Origin of the sequence: Rhodococcus sp. ACPA4 (assembly GCF_002300185.1) — a bacterium.
Classification (GTDB): domain Bacteria; phylum Actinomycetota; class Actinomycetes; order Mycobacteriales; family Mycobacteriaceae; genus Rhodococcus_F; species Rhodococcus_F globerula.
The window spans coordinates 2129604-2147757 of the sequence record NZ_NSDY01000001.1 but is presented as its reverse complement, the minus strand read 5'-3'; the positions used below and the strand labels follow the sequence as shown (position 1 = coordinate 2147757).

Annotated in this window: 20 protein-coding genes; 7 read left to right on the top strand and 13 right to left on the bottom strand. The window is 63.2% G+C overall.

Annotated elements, in window-relative coordinates; translation table 11 throughout:
• Nucleotides 1-11 precede the first annotated feature (11 nt).
• Nucleotides 12-449, bottom strand: a complete 438-nt coding sequence (locus tag CJ178_RS09815) for a DUF6069 family protein (protein WP_045070702.1) — start codon at nucleotides 447-449, stop codon at nucleotides 12-14.
• A gap of 203 nt (nucleotides 450-652) precedes the next feature.
• Here CJ178_RS09815 and CJ178_RS09810 point away from each other — a divergent pair, with 203 nt between their 5' ends.
• Complete coding sequence (locus tag CJ178_RS09810) at nucleotides 653-2548, top strand: alkyl/aryl-sulfatase (protein WP_095887916.1); 1896 nt, start codon at nucleotides 653-655, stop codon at nucleotides 2546-2548.
• Between the two features lie 27 nt (nucleotides 2549-2575).
• Here the strand turns inward: CJ178_RS09810 and CJ178_RS09805 are convergent, their stop codons facing one another.
• Nucleotides 2576-3808: a D-alanyl-D-alanine carboxypeptidase family protein gene (locus tag CJ178_RS09805; RefSeq protein WP_257013082.1), complete on the bottom strand. Its 1233-nt coding sequence runs from the start codon at nucleotides 3806-3808 to the stop codon at nucleotides 2576-2578.
• A 145-nt stretch (nucleotides 3809-3953) separates the two neighbouring features.
• On the opposite strand from CJ178_RS09805, the gene CJ178_RS09800 reads away from it, so the two are divergent.
• The gene (locus CJ178_RS09800) at nucleotides 3954-4550 is read left to right on the top strand and encodes a dihydrofolate reductase family protein (protein ID WP_257013081.1); all 597 of its coding nucleotides are present in this window, start codon (nucleotides 3954-3956) and stop codon (nucleotides 4548-4550) included.
• 58 nt (nucleotides 4551-4608) lie between these two features.
• Here CJ178_RS09800 and CJ178_RS09795 read toward each other — a convergent pair whose 3' ends face one another.
• Genes CJ178_RS09795 through sdhC form a run of 4 tightly spaced genes read right to left on the bottom strand, consistent with a single transcriptional unit; the run spans nucleotide 4609 to nucleotide 8004 of the window.
• Nucleotides 4609-5376 carry a succinate dehydrogenase iron-sulfur subunit gene (locus CJ178_RS09795; protein WP_033231276.1) on the bottom strand — a complete coding sequence of 256 codons (768 nt, stop codon included), beginning with the start codon at nucleotides 5374-5376 and terminating at the stop codon, nucleotides 4609-4611.
• On the bottom strand, nucleotides 5376-7127 hold the full coding sequence (sdhA, locus tag CJ178_RS09790) for a succinate dehydrogenase flavoprotein subunit (protein ID WP_033231275.1): 1752 nt from the start codon (nucleotides 7125-7127) through the stop codon (nucleotides 5376-5378). Before sdhA ends, CJ178_RS09795 begins: the two co-directional genes overlap by 1 nt.
• Before the next feature lie 15 nt (nucleotides 7128-7142).
• On the bottom strand, nucleotides 7143-7598 hold the full coding sequence (locus CJ178_RS09785; RefSeq protein WP_033231274.1) for a succinate dehydrogenase hydrophobic membrane anchor subunit: 456 nt from the start codon (nucleotides 7596-7598) through the stop codon (nucleotides 7143-7145).
• A gap of 1 nt (nucleotide 7599) precedes the next feature.
• A complete protein-coding gene (sdhC, locus tag CJ178_RS09780) occupies nucleotides 7600-8004 on the bottom strand; it encodes a succinate dehydrogenase, cytochrome b556 subunit (protein ID WP_072782401.1) in 405 nt (134 codons plus the stop codon).
• A gap of 252 nt (nucleotides 8005-8256) precedes the next feature.
• On the opposite strand from sdhC, the gene CJ178_RS09775 reads away from it, so the two are divergent.
• Genes CJ178_RS09775 through CJ178_RS09765 form a run of 3 tightly spaced genes read left to right on the top strand, consistent with a single transcriptional unit; the run spans nucleotide 8257 to nucleotide 11042 of the window.
• Nucleotides 8257-8661 (top strand): cytidine deaminase, encoded by a 405-nt coding sequence (locus tag CJ178_RS09775; RefSeq protein ID WP_033231273.1) that lies wholly within the window; start codon nucleotides 8257-8259, stop codon nucleotides 8659-8661.
• Nucleotides 8654-9949: a thymidine phosphorylase gene (locus CJ178_RS09770; RefSeq protein ID WP_095886612.1), complete on the top strand. Its 1296-nt coding sequence runs from the start codon at nucleotides 8654-8656 to the stop codon at nucleotides 9947-9949. The genes CJ178_RS09775 and CJ178_RS09770 overlap by 8 nt, the downstream gene beginning before the upstream one ends.
• Nucleotides 9950-9959: 10 nt before the next feature.
• Complete coding sequence (locus CJ178_RS09765) at nucleotides 9960-11042, top strand: adenosine deaminase (protein ID WP_033231271.1); 1083 nt, start codon at nucleotides 9960-9962, stop codon at nucleotides 11040-11042.
• Nucleotides 11043-11065: 23 nt separating this feature from the next.
• Here CJ178_RS09765 and CJ178_RS09760 read toward each other — a convergent pair whose 3' ends face one another.
• The 5 genes from CJ178_RS09760 to CJ178_RS09740 are packed head-to-tail and all read right to left on the bottom strand — an operon-like array spanning nucleotide 11066 to nucleotide 14309.
• The gene (locus tag CJ178_RS09760; protein WP_095886611.1) at nucleotides 11066-12304 is read right to left on the bottom strand and encodes a primosomal protein; all 1239 of its coding nucleotides are present in this window, start codon (nucleotides 12302-12304) and stop codon (nucleotides 11066-11068) included.
• Nucleotides 12305-12351: 47 nt separating this feature from the next.
• Nucleotides 12352-12651, bottom strand: coding sequence for a YbaB/EbfC family nucleoid-associated protein (locus CJ178_RS09755; RefSeq protein ID WP_033231269.1), 300 nt, complete (start codon nucleotides 12649-12651; stop codon nucleotides 12352-12354).
• A complete protein-coding gene (locus CJ178_RS09750) occupies nucleotides 12648-12992 on the bottom strand; it encodes a hypothetical protein (RefSeq protein WP_033231268.1) in 345 nt (114 codons plus the stop codon). Before CJ178_RS09750 ends, CJ178_RS09755 begins: the two co-directional genes overlap by 4 nt.
• Before the next feature lie 13 nt (nucleotides 12993-13005).
• Complete coding sequence (locus tag CJ178_RS09745; protein ID WP_095886610.1) at nucleotides 13006-13998, bottom strand: C40 family peptidase; 993 nt, start codon at nucleotides 13996-13998, stop codon at nucleotides 13006-13008.
• Complete coding sequence (locus CJ178_RS09740; protein WP_095886609.1) at nucleotides 13995-14309, bottom strand: hypothetical protein; 315 nt, start codon at nucleotides 14307-14309, stop codon at nucleotides 13995-13997. Before CJ178_RS09740 ends, CJ178_RS09745 begins: the two co-directional genes overlap by 4 nt.
• An 82-nt stretch (nucleotides 14310-14391) precedes the next feature.
• On the opposite strand from CJ178_RS09740, the gene upp reads away from it, so the two are divergent.
• Nucleotides 14392-15015 carry a uracil phosphoribosyltransferase gene (gene upp / locus CJ178_RS09735; protein ID WP_033231521.1) on the top strand — a complete coding sequence of 208 codons (624 nt, stop codon included), beginning with the start codon at nucleotides 14392-14394 and terminating at the stop codon, nucleotides 15013-15015.
• A gap of 1 nt (nucleotide 15016) precedes the next feature.
• On the opposite strand, the gene CJ178_RS09730 is transcribed toward upp, so the two are convergent.
• On the bottom strand, nucleotides 15017-16444 hold the full coding sequence (locus CJ178_RS09730) for a phospho-sugar mutase (protein WP_373557476.1): 1428 nt from the start codon (nucleotides 16442-16444) through the stop codon (nucleotides 15017-15019).
• A gap of 158 nt (nucleotides 16445-16602) precedes the next feature.
• On the bottom strand, nucleotides 16603-17388 hold the full coding sequence (locus tag CJ178_RS09725; protein ID WP_033231520.1) for a purine-nucleoside phosphorylase: 786 nt from the start codon (nucleotides 17386-17388) through the stop codon (nucleotides 16603-16605).
• A gap of 67 nt (nucleotides 17389-17455) precedes the next feature.
• On the opposite strand from CJ178_RS09725, the gene CJ178_RS09720 reads away from it, so the two are divergent.
• A complete protein-coding gene (locus tag CJ178_RS09720; protein WP_033231264.1) occupies nucleotides 17456-18154 on the top strand; it encodes an enoyl-CoA hydratase-related protein in 699 nt (232 codons plus the stop codon).

The window sequence follows — 18154 nt, the reverse complement described above, 5'->3', positions numbered from 1 at the left end:
GGATTCGGCCGTCATGTCCGTGCGGATGCTGCGACACCGGTGAGTAACGACACAATCGCGATCCCGATCGTGAAATATATTGCTGCACTGCCGATTTTCGAGGCTGTTGTCGCCGCGACGGTGAACGGCCACAGTGTGGCGGCGATCGTCGCGAGCATGCCGATCCACCCGAAGAAGTTCGACGCGCGTGGCGTCGAGACGATGAGAACATGCAGAAGCGCGGTGGCGACGAGAGCTGCGACGGCGGCACCGACGGCGAGGGAACCTGTTTGGGAGTTCCCCAGGGTTGTCGCGGGTGTGATCACCGGAGTGTCGAGAAGTCCTCGCACGATCAGCAAACCGACAACTGCGGTCAATGCCGCAACCAGTGCCGTTGCAGCTCCACCTGCCCAGAGTCGCGTGGCATTGACCGTTGGGGCCGTTGGTCTTCCAGCTGGAATCTGGCTCATCGGGCGGCTCCTTCGCCGATACGGACGTAGGTGATCTGTCCACACTGTATGCCGCACGGACGCGCCCACTTTCATCCTCAACGGGTGAATTGCATGTGGATCCCTGGGTGAATCACCCCTCCTGGGTGAGGCCGCTCCACCGCCGCAGATGAGACGCTGCTCGGTAAGTCCGATCCGAACATGGCACGATGGAAGGGATTTTCATGAGCATTCAGGCAGATGCGAGTGCGAGTGTGCAGTCTGCGCACAAGGAAGCATTGCGGACCCTTCCGTTCGGGGACGGTCAGGATCTTGCTGATGTGGAGCGGGGCTTCATCGCGTCGTTGACCCCCGGGGTTGTGACGGATGCGGACGGGGAAGCGGTGTGGGACAGTGACGCATTCGGGTTCCTCGAGCAGGACTGCCCACCCACGGTCCACCCCAGCCTGTGGCGTCAGTCGAAGTTGTGCGCACGTCAGGGCCTATTCGAAGTCACCGACGGCATCTACCAGATCCGTGGCCTCGACCTGTCGAACATGACTCTGATCGAAGGCGATACCGGAGTGATCGTCATCGATCCGTTGATCTCCGCCGAAACCGCCGCCGCCGGGTTGACGTTGTACCGCGAGCACCGTGGCGATCGGCCGGTGACCGGAGTAATTTACTCCCACTGCCATATCGATCATTTCGGCGGCGTCAAAGGTGTCACCACCGAAGAGGACGTTGCCGCGGGCCGTTGCCCCATCCTGGCACCGAAGGGGTTTGTCGAGCATGCCGTCGCCGAGAACGTGTACGCGGGAGCTGCCATGGCCCGCCGGTCCGCATACATGTACGGCGCAGCACTGCCTCGGGGGGATCGGGGCGCGGTAGGGGCCGGGCTCGGTCCCACCACCTCGACCGGAACTCCGACCCTCATCACGCCGACGGTCGATATCGACCACACCGGTCAGACCGCCACGGTGGACGGGGTTCGGATCGAGTTTCAGCTCACTCCAGGTACCGAGGCGCCCTCGGAGATGAACTTCTTCTTTCCCGATCGCCGAGCGTTGTGCATGGCCGAAAATGCCACTCATACCTTGCACAACCTGCTTACCCTGCGAGGTGCGCTCGTCCGGGACCCACACATCTGGGCGAAGTACCTGACGGAATCGATCAATCGGTACGCCGAGGGCACCGATGTGCTGTTCGCCTCGCATCATTGGCCGACGTGGGGAACCGAGCGGCTCACCGAGTTCCTGTCCATCCAGCGCGACCTGTACGGGTATCTGCACGATCAGACCCTGCGGGCGATCAACAAGGGTTCCAACGGGATCGAGATTGCCGAGGAGATCGAACTCCCGCCGGCAGTGGCCAAGGCCTGGCATACCCACGGCTACTACGGTTCGGTCAGTCACAACGTCAAGGCGATCTACCAGCGCTACATGGGTTGGTTCGACGGAAACCCGGCCAAGCTGTGGGAGCACCCTCCCGTCGAATCAGCGAAACGGCATGTCGAATTCATGGGCGGCGCCGACGAAACGCTGCGCAAGGCCCGCGATTCCTACGCCGGCGGTGATTTCCGTTGGGTTGCACAGGTATTGAACTACCTGATCTTCGCCGAGCCTGACAATGCCGAGGCCAAGGCGCTGCAGGCTGACACCCTCGAACAGCTCGGGTACGGATCCGAAAACGGCACCTGGCGCAACTTCTTCCTCATGGGTGCGTACGAGCTCCGCAACGGGTCGGTCGGGACACCGATCGTCACCGCATCGCCGGATATTTCGGCTGCGCTCACCGTCGAGCAGGCTTTCGATGCGATCGCTCTCCGTGTGGATGGACCCAGTGCGTGGTCTGCGAACATCACGATCGACTGGCACATCAGCGACGAGGGTGTCGTGCACCGCAGTCAGCTGCGCAACGGTGTCCTGGTGCATTTCGACGTCGACGGGCCTGTGCCCGACCCCGACGCCGTCTTCACTCTGACACGACCCGATCTACTCACCGCGCTACTGGGAGGCAAAGGTCTGGACGAGATGATCGCCGACGGCACCGTCGAATCAGGCGGAAATGCGCAGAGCGTGACCGAACTGATCAGCTACCTCGACAGCCCTGACCCCGATTTTGCGATCGTCACGCCATAGCTACGGCACCAGTCCCGGCACCGATCACTAATGGCGTCGACGACTCATCACGATCGCCCCGAGAATCAGGCCGATGACGACAACGGTCCCGCCGACGGCGACGGCGGTGCGTGCCGTCGAGCTGAATCCGGCGTCCGGGGAGGTGCCGGCCGCGGACACTGCGGCGGGTGCCCCCGGCGTCGTGGCGGCGGTGACCTTCGGTTGGCTGCGGTCGGTCGAGGTATCGGTCAGCGTTCCGACGGTCATGGTGGAGGACATACCGAATCCGTAGTCGAGAAGGCGGGCTGCCTGCTCCCACGGACGGATAGGTTGTGCTTCGCCGCCCATCAACGTGACCAGTAGGGTTCGGCCGTTCCGCTCAGCCGCACCGACGTAGGTATGACGGGCGTCGTCGGTGAAGCCGGTCTTGCCGCCCAGCGCTCCGTCGTAGTTGTAGAGCAGTTGGTTGTCGTTCGCGAGGGTGAAGCCTGGCCGGTCCTGATCGTCGGGGATCGTGGGGTCCTTCGGGAAGCCCGGAAATTGAACCGTCTCGGTGTGGATCAACTCGGCGAACGTCGGATTCTGCAGTGCCGCATGGAATATCACCGCAAGGTCGTAGGGGGAGCTGCTCATTCCCGGGCCGTCCAGACCGGAGGGTGTCGCGGTGCGGGTGTCGAGTGCACCGAGTTCCAGGGCCAGGGCGTTCATCTTCTTCACGGCGGCGTCGTCACCCCCGAGCTGACGGGCCAGGGCGTGGGCGGCGTCGTTGCCCGACGCCATCACCAGCCCCTGCATGAGCTGCCGGTTGTTGTAGGTGCCGTCTTTGCCGAGTCCGACGGCGCTGCCTTCGGCATTTGCGTCCTCCGCGGTGGCGGTGACGACGGTATCGAGATTCAACGTGTCGAGCGCGACGAGCGCCAGAAGCATCTTGATGGTGCTTGCGGGACGGTACCGGCCGTGCGGATCTTTAGCGGCGAGCACTTCACCGGTTGCCGCGTCGGCGACCACCCAACCGGAGGCGGCGATGTCTGCGGGCAGTGGCGGCGCGCCGGCCGGCAGGACGACCCCGCAACCGCCGAGTCGATCCCCGCCAACCGGTTCGTCCGGTACCGGCACGGGGGCGGGCACGGTTGTTCCGGGCGCGGGAACCTCCGAGAGGTCTACAGCGGGAGCCGGCAGGCTCGTGAACGGGCAACTATCGGTATTGGGCGTGGTGAACGGTGCCGACGTTGTCGGTGGTGGTACCGGTTGGGCGAGTGCAGTACCTGCAATTCCAGACATTCCTCCGATTCCGGAGATCACTGTTCCGGCAACAACCACTGCACACGCTCGACGCCACATCATCGTTATCCGAGGGTAGGCGCATTGCGCGTAACCGCCGAATCGCCGTGCCGTCTGCCACAGTGGAAGGGTCAGTTTTCGATCGATGCACACGTGGCAGGGGATCGGTATGGGCAAGATTGTGGTGACGGAATTCGTGTCTCTGGACATGGTCATGGAGGCGCCAGGCGGTGAACCGGGCTATGCGCACACAGGATGGGTCTTTCCATATCAGGAGGGCGACCAGATGAAGTTCAAACTCGACGAAACCCTCGCCGCGGACGTTCTCCTGCTCGGTCGACGGACCTACGAGAGTTTTGCCGGCGCGTGGCCTGAGCGTGAAGACGACCAAGGCTTCGCCGACAAGATGAACGAGATGCCCAAGTACGTTGTCACAAGCAGCTCGGAGCCACTCGAATGGAACAACTCGACGGCGCTCGAGGGCCCCATCGAGGAGTCTGTGCCGAAGCTCAAGGAACAGATCGACGGCGAAATCCTGGTAGCGGGAAGCCGGACTCTCGTTCACGCATTGCTGTTGGCCGGCCTGGTCGACGAGCTGCGCCTGATGGTTTTCCCGGTCATCCTCGGGTCCGGCGGGAAGGTGTTCCCCGAATCGGAGGACAAGATCGTGCTCGAGTTGGTGGAGGACCGTCGCTACGAATCCGGCGTGCAAGTTCTGACCTATCACCCGAAGGTCGCTTAACCGGCAACAAAAAATGCCCCTCCCGAAGACGGGAGGGGCATTTCTCTGTTCGAAAGATCTAGCGAGCGAACAGCAGCGCGCGCTTCACTTCCTGAATCGCCTTTGTCACCTGGATGCCACGGGGGCATGCGTCGGTGCAGTTGAACGTCGTGCGGCAGCGCCACACGCCGTCCTTGTCGTTCAGGATGTCGAGACGCTCGGAAGCGGCCTCGTCACGGCTGTCGAAGATGAACCGGTGTGCGTTCACGATGGCAGCGGGACCGAAGTAGCTGCCGTCGCTCCAGTACACGGGGCACGACGTGGTGCAGCATGCGCAGAGGATGCACTTGGTGGTGTCGTCGAAACGAGCACGGTCGTGCTGGCTCTGGATGCGCTCACGAGTGGGCTCGTTGCCACTGGTGATGAGGAACGGCTTCACGGCGCGGAACGCGTCGAAGAAGGGTTCCATGTCGACAACGAGGTCCTTCTCCACCGGCAAGCCGCGAATGGGCTCGATGGTGATGGTGACCGGCTTGCCGTCCTTGGGGAGCATGTCCTTCATCAGGATCTTGCACGCCAGGCGGTTGACGCCGTTGATGCGCATGGCGTCGGAGCCGCAGACACCGTGCGCGCAGCTACGACGGAACGTGAGGGTGCCGTCGAGGTAGCCCTTCACGTACAGCAGCAGGTTGAGCATGCGGTCGGTGGGCAGAGCTGGGACCTGGAAGCTGTCCCAGTGCTGGCCGTCGCCCGATTCCGGGTTCATCCGCGCGATCTTGAGGGTCACCATGACGGCGCCTTCGGGGACCGGGGGGAGGGCTGGTGCTTCTACAGCAGGCGCAGACATCAGTACTTACGCTCCATCGGCTCGTAGCGGGTCTGTACCACCGGCTTGTAGTCCAGACGGATGTCGGAGAGCAGGCCGTCGCCCTCCTTGTATGCCATCGTGTGCTTCATGTACTCGGCATCGTTGCGATCCGGGAAGTCTTCACGAGCGTGGCCGCCGCGTGATTCCTTGCGGTTGAGCGCACCGACGACGGTGACCTCCGCCATTTCGAGCAGGAAGCCCAGTTCGATGGCTTCGAGCAGGTCGCTGTTGTAGCGCTTGCCCTTGTCCTGAACCGTGATGTGGTTGTAGCGCTCCTTGAGAGCACGCACGTCCTTGAGTGCCTGGGTGAGGCGCTCTTCGGTACGGAACACGGATGCGTTGTTGTCCATCGACTGCTGGAGTTCGGAGCGGATGTCCGCAACGCGCTCATGGCCGTGATCGGACAGGATGACGCCGACCCAGTCCTCGACCATGGTGGCCGGGGCTTCGGGCATGTCGACGAACTCGGTGGAGTTCGCGTACTCGGCGGCAGCGATGCCGGCGCGACGGCCGAACACGTTGATGTCGAGGAGCGAGTTGGTGCCGAGACGGTTTGCGCCGTGCACGGAGACGCAGGCGCATTCGCCGGCAGCGTACAGGCCCTTGACGACCTCGTCGTTGTTTCGCAGAACCTCACCGTTGATCTTGGTGGGGATACCGCCCATGACGTAGTGGCACGTCGGGTAGACGGGCACGGGCTCTTTGACGGGGTCCACGCCGAGGTAGGTGCGCGAGAACTCCATGATGTCGGGGAGCTTCTCGTCGAGAACTTCCTCGGGGATGTGCGTCACGTCGATGTAGACGTAGTCCTTGTTGGGGCCGGCGCCGCGGCCTTCGAGGACTTCGAGAACCATCGAGCGGGCGACGATGTCACGCGGCGCGAGGTCCTTGATTGTGGGGGCGTAGCGCTCCATGAAGCGCTCACCGTCGGCATTACGGAGAATGCCGCCTTCACCACGAACAGCTTCCGAGATCAGGATGCCGAGTCCGGCGAGTCCTGTCGGGTGGAACTGGTGGAACTCCATGTCCTCGAGGGGTAGTCCCTTGCGGAAGATGATGCCCATGCCGTCACCGGTGAGGGTGTGTGCGTTGGACGTCGTCTTGTACATGCGTCCCGAGCCGCCGGTCGCGAAGATGATCGACTTGGCGTGGAAGATGTGCAGTTCGCCGGTCGAGAGTTCGTAGGCGATGACGCCGGTGGCAACCGGGCCGTCCTCGGTCTCGGTGATGGCGATGTCGAGTGCGTAGAACTCGTTGTAGAACTCGACGTCGTGCTTGACGCAGTTCTGGTAGAGCGTCTGCAGGATCATGTGACCGGTGCGGTCGGCGGCGTAGCACGCGCGGCGAACCGGGGCCTTGCCGTGATCGCGGGTGTGGCCACCGAAGCGACGCTGGTCGATCTTGCCTTCGGGCGTGCGGTTGAACGGCAGGCCCATCTTCTCGAGGTCGAGCACCGCATCGATGGCTTCTTTTGCCATGATCTCGACGGCGTCCTGGTCGGCGAGGTAGTCGCCACCCTTGACGGTGTCGAAGGTGTGCCACTCCCAGTTGTCTTCCTCCACGTTCGCCAGTGCGGCGCACATGCCACCCTGGGCCGCGCCGGTGTGGCTGCGGGTGGGGTAGAGCTTGGTCAGTACGGCCGTGCGGGCGCGGGGGCCAGCCTCGATTGCCGCACGCATGCCGGCGCCGCCGGCACCGACGATGACCACGTCATAACGATGTTCCTGCATGAAGTCTGTGCTCCCCTAGCTCGCCGAGATATTGGGGTCGAAGGTGAAGATGACGTACGTGCCCAGGGCCATGATCAGGATCATCGAGAGTACGAGGATCGTGGTCAGCCAGAAGCGCGTGGAGTCCTTGCGGGAGTAGTCCGCGATGACCGTGCGCAGACCGTTACCGCCGTGCAACTGTGCCAGCCAGAGCATCGTCAGATCCCAGATCTGCCAGAACGGGCTGGACCAGCGGCCTGCGACGAATGCGAAGTTCAGACGGTGAACACCACCGTCGAGCATCAGCATGATGAACATGTGGCCCAGGACCAGGACGATCAGGGCAACGCCGGAGAAACGCATGAACAGCCATGCGTACAGCTCGAAGTTGTTCCGCGCCTTGGCCCGCGGCGAACGCGGGTTGTCCAGGCTGGCAGGACGGTCGTATGAGGTACCGAGGCTCTTGGCTTCGGGTCCGTGAGTAGTCGCCATGTCAGTGCTCCGCAAACATGTTGATGAGGATGCGTCCGGCGCCCGGGATCATCACCAGGAACCAGATCGCCAGAATGGTCCAGAGCATGACGCGCTGGTACTTCGGGCCCTTCGACCAGAAATCCACGAGCATCACGCGCACGCCGTTGAGGGCGTGGTAAAGGACCACACCGACGAGGCCGATCTCCATGAGACCGACGACGGGGTTTTTGTACGTGTCGATGACAGCGTCATACGTGTCGGGGTTAACCCGCACGAGAGCCGTATCGAGAACGTGTACGAATAGGAAGAAGAAAGTTGCGACGCCTGTGATCCGGTGTAGAACCCAGGACCACATTCCGGGGTCGCCCCGGTAAAGCGACCTCGTGCGCTCCTTCTGAGGAGCGGCTTCAGTCGTAGTACTCATCGAGTGCTGTGCCTCCAACGTCATTGGTGGACGCGCCGAGCCTGCAGAGAGCTTCGAGGTACTCAGCCCGGGCTCGACGGGATCCTGAACCGACTTGACTCAGACTCTAAACCCTGGTGAATCCGGGAACTAATCAGATGCGGGATTCGTACACCTACCAAACTCTTTGTAAGGTTTGCCTTTCCAATCTTCATGCCGGCCGTATCGTGTCGTTTCTGCATGCATTCAGTTGGCGTGATTGGATTATGAACCATGGGTGAAATCGACTGGAAGTTGTTGCGCCACAACGCGCAAGTGGTGATGCGTCGGGCCTATGCCCCGTACTCCGGATATGCGGTAGGTGCCGCGGCCCTGGTGGACGATGGTCGAATCGTCTCAGGATGCAATGTGGAAAATGTCTCATACGGTTTGAGTCTGTGTGCCGAATGTGGACTGGTGAGTAACTTAGCGGCCACCGGCGGAGGACGCTTGATTGCCTTCTCGTGCGTCGACGCGGACGGCGCAATACTGATGCCGTGCGGACGGTGCCGACAGCTCCTACTCGAGCACGGTGGCGGAGAACTTCTGGTCGACACCTCACAAGGGCCGCGCCCACTCGCGGAATTACTCCCGGACGCTTTCGGGCCGGAACAAGCGGAAGGACTTCGCCATGTTTGACGCCGTGTCGATCATCAGAGCAAAACGTGACGGTCGGGAGCTCTCGGGCACCGAGATCGATTGGATCGTGCAGGCGTTCACCGCGGGAGTTGTGCCGGACGAGCAGATGGCGGCCCTCGCGATGGCGATCTACTTCCGCGGGATGACGCGCTCGGAGACCGGCCGCTGGACGCGGGCGATGATCGAATCCGGCGGCACCATGGACTTTTCGGACTTACCGATGGCGACGGTCGACAAGCATTCGACCGGTGGTGTGGGAGACAAGATCACTCTTCCGCTGGTACCTCTGGTCGCCGCGTGCGGTCTTGCTGTTCCGCAGCTGTCGGGGCGTGGACTCGGCCATGCCGGTGGAACTCTCGACAAGCTCGAGGCGATCGCAGGTTGGCGTGCGGACCTCACCGCGGCCGAGATGGTGGAGATCCTCGCGAACCCGAAGATCGGTGCGGTCATCTGTGCTGCGGGAGCGAATCTCGCGCCGGCGGACAAGAAGCTCTATGCCCTTCGTGACGTGACCGGATCGGTGGAATCCATTCCGCTGATCGCGAGTTCGATCATGAGCAAGAAGATCGCCGAAGGAACCGGTGCTCTCGTGCTGGACGTCAAGGTCGGTTCGGGTGCATATATGAAGGACCTCGGCGATGCACGGGAGTTGGCGCGCACCATGGTCGAACTGGGCAACGACGCCGGTATGCGCACAACGGCATTCATCACCGAGATGGGTACGCCACTCGGCTTGACCGCCGGTAATGCACTCGAGGTGCGCGAATCCGTCGAGGTGCTGGCGGGCGGCGGACCTGCCGACGTCGTCGAGCTCACCCTCCTCTTGGCTCGGGAAATGTTGTCGGCGGCCGGAATCGACGATGTCGATCCTGCGCAGAAGCTGGCCGACGGTAGTGCGATGGATCGGTGGCGCGCCATGATCGACGCGCAGGGCGGCGATCCGGATGCGGACTTGCCCGTGGCTCGACACACCGAAGTCGTCACTGCCGACCGCGACGGTGTCCTCACTCGACTGGATGCCATGGGCGTCGGTATCGCAGCGTGGAAACTCGGAGCGGGGCGCGAGCGCCAAGGCGACGCAGTACAAGCCGGTGCGGGTGTGCAGATGCATGCAAAGCCTGGTGACGTGGTCCGTGCCGGGCAGAAGCTACTGACACTGCACACGGACACACCCGAGCGATTCGATGCCGCACGCCGGAGTCTCGACGGCAGTTGGGCAATCGGGTCCGAATCCGACACAGTGTCGCGACCGCTGCTCATCGAGCGAATTGTGGGTGACTCGCGTTAGCTTATGTTGCATGAACGCACCGGTGTTGAACTCGATTCGTAGCGCGCCCAAAGTTCTACTGCACGACCACCTCGACGGTGGTCTGCGTCCGCAGACAATCCTGGAACTGGCAGAAAATTGCGGATACACGGATCTGCCGGCACATACTGCTGCCGAACTCGCCCAGTGGTTTCGAACCGCCGCTGACAGCGGTTCGCTCGAGCTGTACCTCGAGACGTTCGCGCACACCGTGGCCGTCATGCAGACTGCCGAGGGACTCTCGCGCGTGGCACAGGAATGTGCCGAGGATCTGGCCGACGACAACGTGGTTTACGCGGAGGTGCGGTTTGCACCCGAACAGCACCTCGAACAGGGCCTGACGCTCGACGAGGTAGTCGAGCACGTACTCGAAGGATTCCGGGCGGGGGAGTCCGCGGCCCAGGCCCAGGGGCGCAAGATTCAGATCGGCTGTTTGCTGACCGCCATGCGCCATGCCGCCAGGTCCCGCGAAATCGCCGAACTTGCCGTGCGATTCCGTGACCGCGGTGTCGTCGGATTCGACATCGCGGGTGCCGAGGCCGGGAATCCGCCGAGTCGCCACCTGGACGCCTTCGAGTACATGCGGGATGCTAACGCGCACTTCACCATCCATGCCGGTGAAGCGTTCGGGTTGCCGTCGATTCACGAAGCCATCGCATTTTGTGGAGCCGACAGGTTGGGGCACGGTGTGCGAATCGTGGACGACGTCACTGCCGTCGACGGTAGCCACGAGCTGGGCAGGCTCGCGAACTTCGTTCGAGACATGCGCATCCCGCTGGAGTTGTGCCCGAGTTCGAACGTCCAGACCGGCGCCGTGGCTGCCCTGGCCGATCATCCGTTCGGACTGTTGGCAGACCTACGGTTCCGGGTCACCGTCAACACCGACAATCGGCTCATGGGTGATACCAGCATGAGTCGCGAAATGGCGGCGCTCGTCGAAACATTCGGTTACGGCTGGACCGACCTCGAACGATTCACGATCAACGCCATGAAGTCTGCGTTCATCCCGTTCGACCAGCGTCTGGCGTACATCGACGACGTCATCAAGCCCGGGTACGCCGTGTTGGTCGGGTAGCAGTACTGATCGGCGGGCGCCGTTTACTCGGGACGCAGGCGTGTCTCGAACTCACGCTCGAGTTCGCGCCACCCCTCGGATTCCTTGGTGAACGGCGCACTGGGAGCCATCCGGGACGGATCGGGATTGAGCAGGTACGAGACGTACCACCCGAGCTCGTTCGACGCGGACAACGCTTCCTCGGTGGAGTCGTCGTCCGCGAAATCGGCTGCATCGGTGAACAATTCGACAGCTAGTTCGAGTTGTTCGACGTCGACCGCGTCCGGGCCCTGGGCAAGGTCGTCGGCGATGCCGGGGAGAACGTAGACATTTTCGTCGGTGACCTCGATGTCGAGTGAACCGTCGACTGCGGCATTCTGGATCACGCCGTACGTGCTGACCTGTGACAGATCGTGCTCGTGATTGTCGGCAAGGTAGCGAGCGAGCGCGCGCTCGGACCGGAAGACCGTGATCAACCCGTCCTTCCCGAGGAAGATTGCCTGGTCACCCATGTAGCAGCGCAAGGTGTAGTAGGTGTCGGCCGAGGTGATGATGCGGACCGGATCGACGCCGACCTCGCCCCAGAACGTCTCGATCTCGTCTTCGTCCTCGTCGTCTTCGTCCTCGTCGAATTCCTCGTCCTCGCCTTCCTCGGCGACGTCGTCCGCATCGACGGTGTTCTCGGCGGCTGCGAGGAGTTCGGCTTCGGCGACTGCGACGGCAGCGGCATCAACCTTGGGCGATGTCACGACGGTGTCGATCGCGTCGAGAACCTTGTCCCAGTCCTTGGCGATGGCTGCGCCGACCTGGTCCCAGATCTCGAGTCCTTCACGACCCTCGAACGTGTTCGAGCCCGTGGCGAGTGCACCCAGGATCGGGTGGCCGCTGAAGAACCGGATCACGGAATCGAGTTCGCAGACCTCGCCGATATTGCGGGCCATGTTCAGGGTGTCTTCGAGTTCGGAGACAACCAGCGATTCCGGGTCCCCGGCAGCAAGTTCCGGCACTCCGACGAAATCGAACGTGAAGTTCTCCTCCGGTTCGAGTTCCGCGGCGGAGAGACCGGCAACAACACTCCAGGCGGGGTGGTCGACCAAATCGTTGTCGGTATCGGTGCGGATGAAGGCGGCGAGTTCCGCGACCGAGGCAAAGCCGTACAGATCTTCCTCGTGACCGAGGAAGGCCTCCCATTCGTCGTCGCCCTCACGCCACCGGGGCGCCCACAACGTGACGAGGTCTCCACTTGTGAGACCGATTTCGATCGGGACGATATCTCCAGCCATGGGCGGAAGCCTATCGACCCGACCGCCCTGCGTATAGCGCGGGTTACTCACACCTCGCCGAGTGAGCGACCCAGTTGATTCATCAGACGTTCGCGTTCGACGTTGCTGCGGTGAACTGCCTGGTGGATGGTGGCGATAGTCAGTGCCGCGACGGCCTTCGGTTCCATAGTGGTTACGGCGTCGGTGATGGTCAGTTCGACCAGCGCGCCCATTCCGTCGACACAGGCGACAACCGTGCCGTCGGCGCTCGCGGCGGTCGCCCGGATGGCGTCGACGTCACCGACCGCATCCTGCATGAATCCGCACTGACTCTTGGCGCGCTCCATGATTCGGTCCATTTCGTTCATATCGATCGCATCCAGGTAGTGGGGGCTGTGTCGGTGTGCTCTTCGGCAGCTTGGGCGTCGGCCAATTGCTCACGTGTTGCGAGTCCCAGGGCATTCACGATGTCGGCCGGAACCCCATCGGCTTCCAATTCGAGGCGGTGGCGGACGCCGGCTTCCATGGCGGCCCGGGCAGAGAGGGCCATGATCTCGGTGGCCAGGCGAGCACCGCCATAGCGTAATTCGCTGTGATGGATACGGATGTCGATGGGAATGCCCTGTTCGGTGGCCCGTAAGGCGATGGTTCCGCGGCGATTTGCCGCCACTGCGGTGATGACGCTCGGTGGGCGCGGTGTGTCCTGCATATTCGTGCTCATTTCACTCTGTGGGTCGGTAGAAGCCGTGAAATCCCATGCCGATGTTGGATGTTCGGACGGGGCTGACGCTGACCGGGTCTCCGGCTTCGACCATCTGGCCGTTGCCGATCACCATGGCAACGTGGCCGTCCCAGACTGCGAGGTCGCCCGGCAGAAGTTCGGACTGATCGACGGGGCTGCCGATGCCTTGTTCCTGGGCAAGGCGCGGAATATCGACGCCCGCTTGTCCGTAGGCCCATTGCGTCAAACCACTGCAGTCGAGGCCAACTCCAGGTGAGGTGCCGCCCCACTCGTATGGCACTCCTTGCTGGGTGAGTGCGTTGCGCACCGCTGCAGCGGCTTCGGCGTTGGGGGCAGTCGCAACAGAACCGTCTGGCAGGTCGATCTGCAATCCTGCCGCACTGCCGGTACTACCAGCACTGCCGGTACTGGCAGCAGAACCGGTTCCCGATTCCGGGTTGGTGACCCCGGGCGCGGGATCCGGCAGCGGGACTGACGGCACCAGAGCGGACATCTTGTCGGTGGACCCGGAGAGATCGCCGCGCATTCTCTCGACGACGGATATTGCCTGCCCAAGATGCTCGAATGCCGCTGCAACGAGCATCAATTGGCCCGGCGGCGTCAGTAGGGCCGGACCGGCTTTGGCAGCGATCCCGAGAAACGACTGCAAGATGCCGTTCAGTTCGTTGATCCCGGCGGACACCGTCATGGTGGCCTCGTCGACAATTCCGGCGATGTCGGTGCCTTTACCGGTGAGTGTTCGAGTTGCCGCTTGGGTCTGTTCGGTCATTGTTGTCGCGGCGCGCATGCCCGCGGTGGATGTTCCGCCGCCGGACAGTTCCCCCAGTGCAGCGGTACCCAGTTGGTAGGCGATCTCCAGTACGTCCGACGCGATGCGGAGTCCGACTTCGGGTCCGTTCGAGTCGGTGACGCCAGAACCAAGGGTTGCCACCAGGTCGATGATCGGCCGGGCAAGGGCCTCGACGGGGATCATGTCCGCGCCGCTTCGACGATGGTGCTGCGAACCAACTCGTCTGTGCCCACGTACAGGTCGCGGGCACTGTGTGTGGCGGCTGCGGCACTGGACACAACGGTGGCAAGACGGCCGAGATCGTCGATGTGAGTCTGTTGGGCTTCGCCGGTGACTCGGACGAAGTCCTCCGCAATCAATCCCAGGACTGCGCCGAGCGCAGTGTGATCGTGACGGGCCGCGTCGGCCTGGGCGCGGGCCACGGTGTCGGCGACGACGGCCAAGCGTGAACCGAAGTCTGTGATGTCTTCTGTGTGAGCTAGAAAATTGTCCAACTTCTCTTCCCCCCGTTGCGCTTACTCCTTTCTTGGACGCCGCCCGGGGCCGCTCGGTTCCCGAGGAACTATCCTCATGGTCATGCAAACGCACGTAGTCGACCATCCGCTGGCAGCGGCACTCCTGACGACAATGCGTGATGCACGCAGCGACAATGCGACATTCCGGTCGGCTCTGCGTCGGCTCACGCACATGCTCGTGTACGAGGCAATGCGCGACGCCGAGATCGAAGAGTTCCCCGTCGACACGCCGGTGGCAGCGACAACGGGAATTCGTCTGGCCAAGCCGCCGTTGCTGGTCCCGGTGCTGCGCGCCGGTCTGGGCATGGTCGAGCAGGCCAGTGCGTTGATCCCGTCGGCTGGTGTCGGCTTTGTGGGAATGGCGCGCGACGAGAAGACCCACGCGCCCGTTCCGTACCTCGAATCGCTCCCGGCTGATCTCTCCGGAATCCCGGTATTCGTACTCGATCCGATGCTGGCAACCGGTGGATCGATGGTTCACACGATCGACCTGCTCGTTGCGCGCGGAGCAACCGACGTGACAGCGGTGTGTGTTGTCGCGGCACCGCGTGGTGTCGACGCGCTTGCGGAGTCCGGCCACCCGGTTCGCCTGGTTCTGGCGAGCATCGACGACGGCTTGGACGAGAACGCTTTCATCGTGCCGGGCCTCGGCGACGCGGGCGATCGGCAGTTCGGACCGCGCTAGCCTACAAATTTTCTGCGAAGGCCCGGAGTTGTCTTGTCCGGGTCTTCGCTGCTGCCTGGGCGCCGGCGAGTTCGCTGCGGTTCGCTACCGGAATCACGACCTCGAGATAACACTTGAGCTTGGGCTCGGTGCCGGACGGGCGGACGACGATGCGCGTCGTCGCGCCGGTGACGACCACCGCGTCGGTGCGCAGTGGTGAGTCTACTGTGGCTAGATCTTCGAAAATGACTGCCTCGCTGCAGATTTCGTGCGGTGGATTGCTCCGAATGCGGTCCATGATCGTGGCGATGTCGGCAACGTCGTCGACTCTGCGGGAAACTTGGTCCCCGTGGTGGTAGCCGAATTCGAGGGCGTAGTCGTCGAGCACATCCAGCACGGTTCGGCCGGTGTCGGCAAGAGTGGCAACCAGATCGGCGACCAGGACGGCGGCCGAGATTCCGTCCTTGTCTCGGACGGCGTCGGGGTCGACGCAGTGGCCGATCGCCTCTTCGTAGGCGTAGACAAGACCGTCGCCTGCTCGGGTCAGCCATTTGAACCCGGTGAGGGTGCACGCGAACCGGGCGCCGCGAGTGGGAGCCAGTTTCGAGAGCAGAGTAGACGACACGATGGTGGTCGCTACGAGGGAATTCGGCCGAGCCGCGGTGAGGACGTGGTCGGCGAGCAGCACGCCCGTCTCGTCTCCGCGAAGCATTCGCCACCTGTCGCCGTCGCGCACCCCGACGGCGCAGCGGTCGGCGTCCGGATCGAGAGCGATCGCGAGATCGGCGTTCACCGTGTCGGCCAGCTCGAGAAGTGCATCGGTGGCACCGGGTTCTTCCGGATTGGGAAATGCGACGGTCGGGAAATCGGGATCGGGATCGAATTGCCCGGCGACTACGTGGACGTCGGTGAAACCGGCGGCGTGCAATGCGGCCAGTGCGGTGTCCCCGCCCACGCCGTGCAGTGGTGTCAGTGCGATGCGAATGTTGCGGGCTTGACCGTGAGGAAGCGTTGCGACGCGTCGTACGTAGTTTTCGATCATGGAGTTGCCCACCGGAGTCACCGGAGTTCTGGCAATGCTCGACGCGCCGCCGACCTTGGCGATCGCGCTTTCGATTTCGCGATCCGCCGGTGAGACCAGTTGGGATCCACCGTCGAGGTACACCTTGTAGCCGTTGTCCGCGGCGGGGTTGTGCGACGCGGTGATCTGGATTCCGGCGCTGGCGCCGAGTGCCCGAACGGCAAATGCGAGCACCGGTGTCGGTAGCGGGCGGGGGAGAAGAGTGACCTCGAATCCGGCGGCGGCCAGAACCTCGGCGCCGGCAGTGGCAAATGCTTCGGAACCATGGCGGGCGTCGCGGCCGACAACGATGTGAGAGCCGCTGTGGCCGTGCGCGTTCAGCCACGCTGCGAGTCCGGCGGTGGTGCGGATGACAACAGCTACGTTCATCCCGTTGGGGCCGCCTCGCACCGGTCCGCGCAACCCCGCCGTGCCGAATGTCAGTGGAGCGGAAAAACGTTCGGCCAGTTCATGTTCGGAGAGCGATGCGAGTTCGCGCCTGGTGGCCGGGTCGGGATCGGAGTTGATCCACTCCTGCGCCGCCAGGATCACAGTTCGCGGACCAGTTGGCGCAGCAGCGTTCCCACTCGGGTCGCGGACGCCTTGCCTGCCGCGAGTACTTCCTGATGATCGAGTGGTGCGCCGGTGATGCCCGCGGCAAGATTGGTGACCATCGAGATGCCCAACACCCGTGCGCCCAGAGCGCGAGCCGCGATGGTCTCGTGGACCGTCGACATGCCTACGAGATCGGCGCCGAGGGTGCGCAGCATCCGGATTTCGGCAGGCGTTTCGTAATGGGGCCCGGGTAGCCCGGCGTATACGCCTTCGGTGAGTTCGGGGTCGATGGAGCGAGCGAGTGCTCGAAGTTCGGGGGAGTAGGCGTCGACGAGATCGACGAATTCCGCGCCCACCAACGGCGAGCGGGCCGTCAGGTTGAGGTGGTCACTGATCAGGACCGGCTGACCGACGGCGTAGTCCTCGCGGATACCGCCGGCGGCATTGGTGAGGATCACGGTGTCCGCGCCCGCTGCGATGGCGGTGCGAACGGGATGGACCACGGAGCTGAGTTCATGGCCTTCGTACGCGTGGGTGCGTCCGAGAAGCAACAGAACCTGGGTATCGCCGACGGTGACGGTTCGGATCCTTCCGGCGTGGCCGAGAGCCGACGGCGGAGCGAAGCCAGGTAGGTCGGCCATCGACACCTCGGCAGTGGGCTCACCGAACTGGTCGGCAGCGTCGGTCCACCCTGAACCGAGGACTACGGCGACGGAGGGCGGCGCGCTTCCGGTCATGGCGGACAGAGCGGCAGCGGCGGCTTCGGCGATCGTTCCCATGTGCGTTACCTTACTGACGAGTCGGGTCGGTTCGTCGGATGACCTACCGGCCATTACGCTGCCCTTCATGCCTTATCTCGAACGCGACGGCGACGTATTCATCCTGTACCTCGGAAACGAGGGTGAAACTGACAACGAGAACCGTTTCACCCCTGATTGGATCGACTCGGTGCACAGCGCACTCGACGAGGTCGAAGCGCACGAGGGGCCGGCTGCCCTGGTCACCACGGCGACGGGCAAGTTCTACACGAACGGCCTGGACACCACGTGGATCTTTGCCAACATCGACGGTCTTCCCGGGTACCTCGACAAGGTACACACGCTGTACACCCGCTTGCTGACATTCCCGATGGCGACGGTCGCGGCGATCGGTGGCCACGCCTTCGGAGCGGGCGCGATGCTCGCGACGTCGCACGACTTCCAGATCATGCGCGCCGACCGCGGTTTCTACTGCCTGCCAGAGGTGAGCCTGAACATGCCGTTCACCGTTGGCATGTCGGCCCTGCTGAACAGCAGACTCCCCAAGCAAGCGGCCGTGGAGGCAATGACCACCGGGCGCCGATTCGGTGGCGCCGACGCACTGTCTGCCGGAATTGTCCAGGAAACCGTCGAGGGTGATTCGGTGCTCGCGACCGCGGTGGCCAAGGCCGCTGCGCTCACCGCGACACACGGACCGAACCTGGCCGGAATCAAGGCCGGGATTCATCGAGACCTGTTGGTTGATCTTGGACGGGTGACTGACAAGAGCAACTTCTCGTTCGGGTGA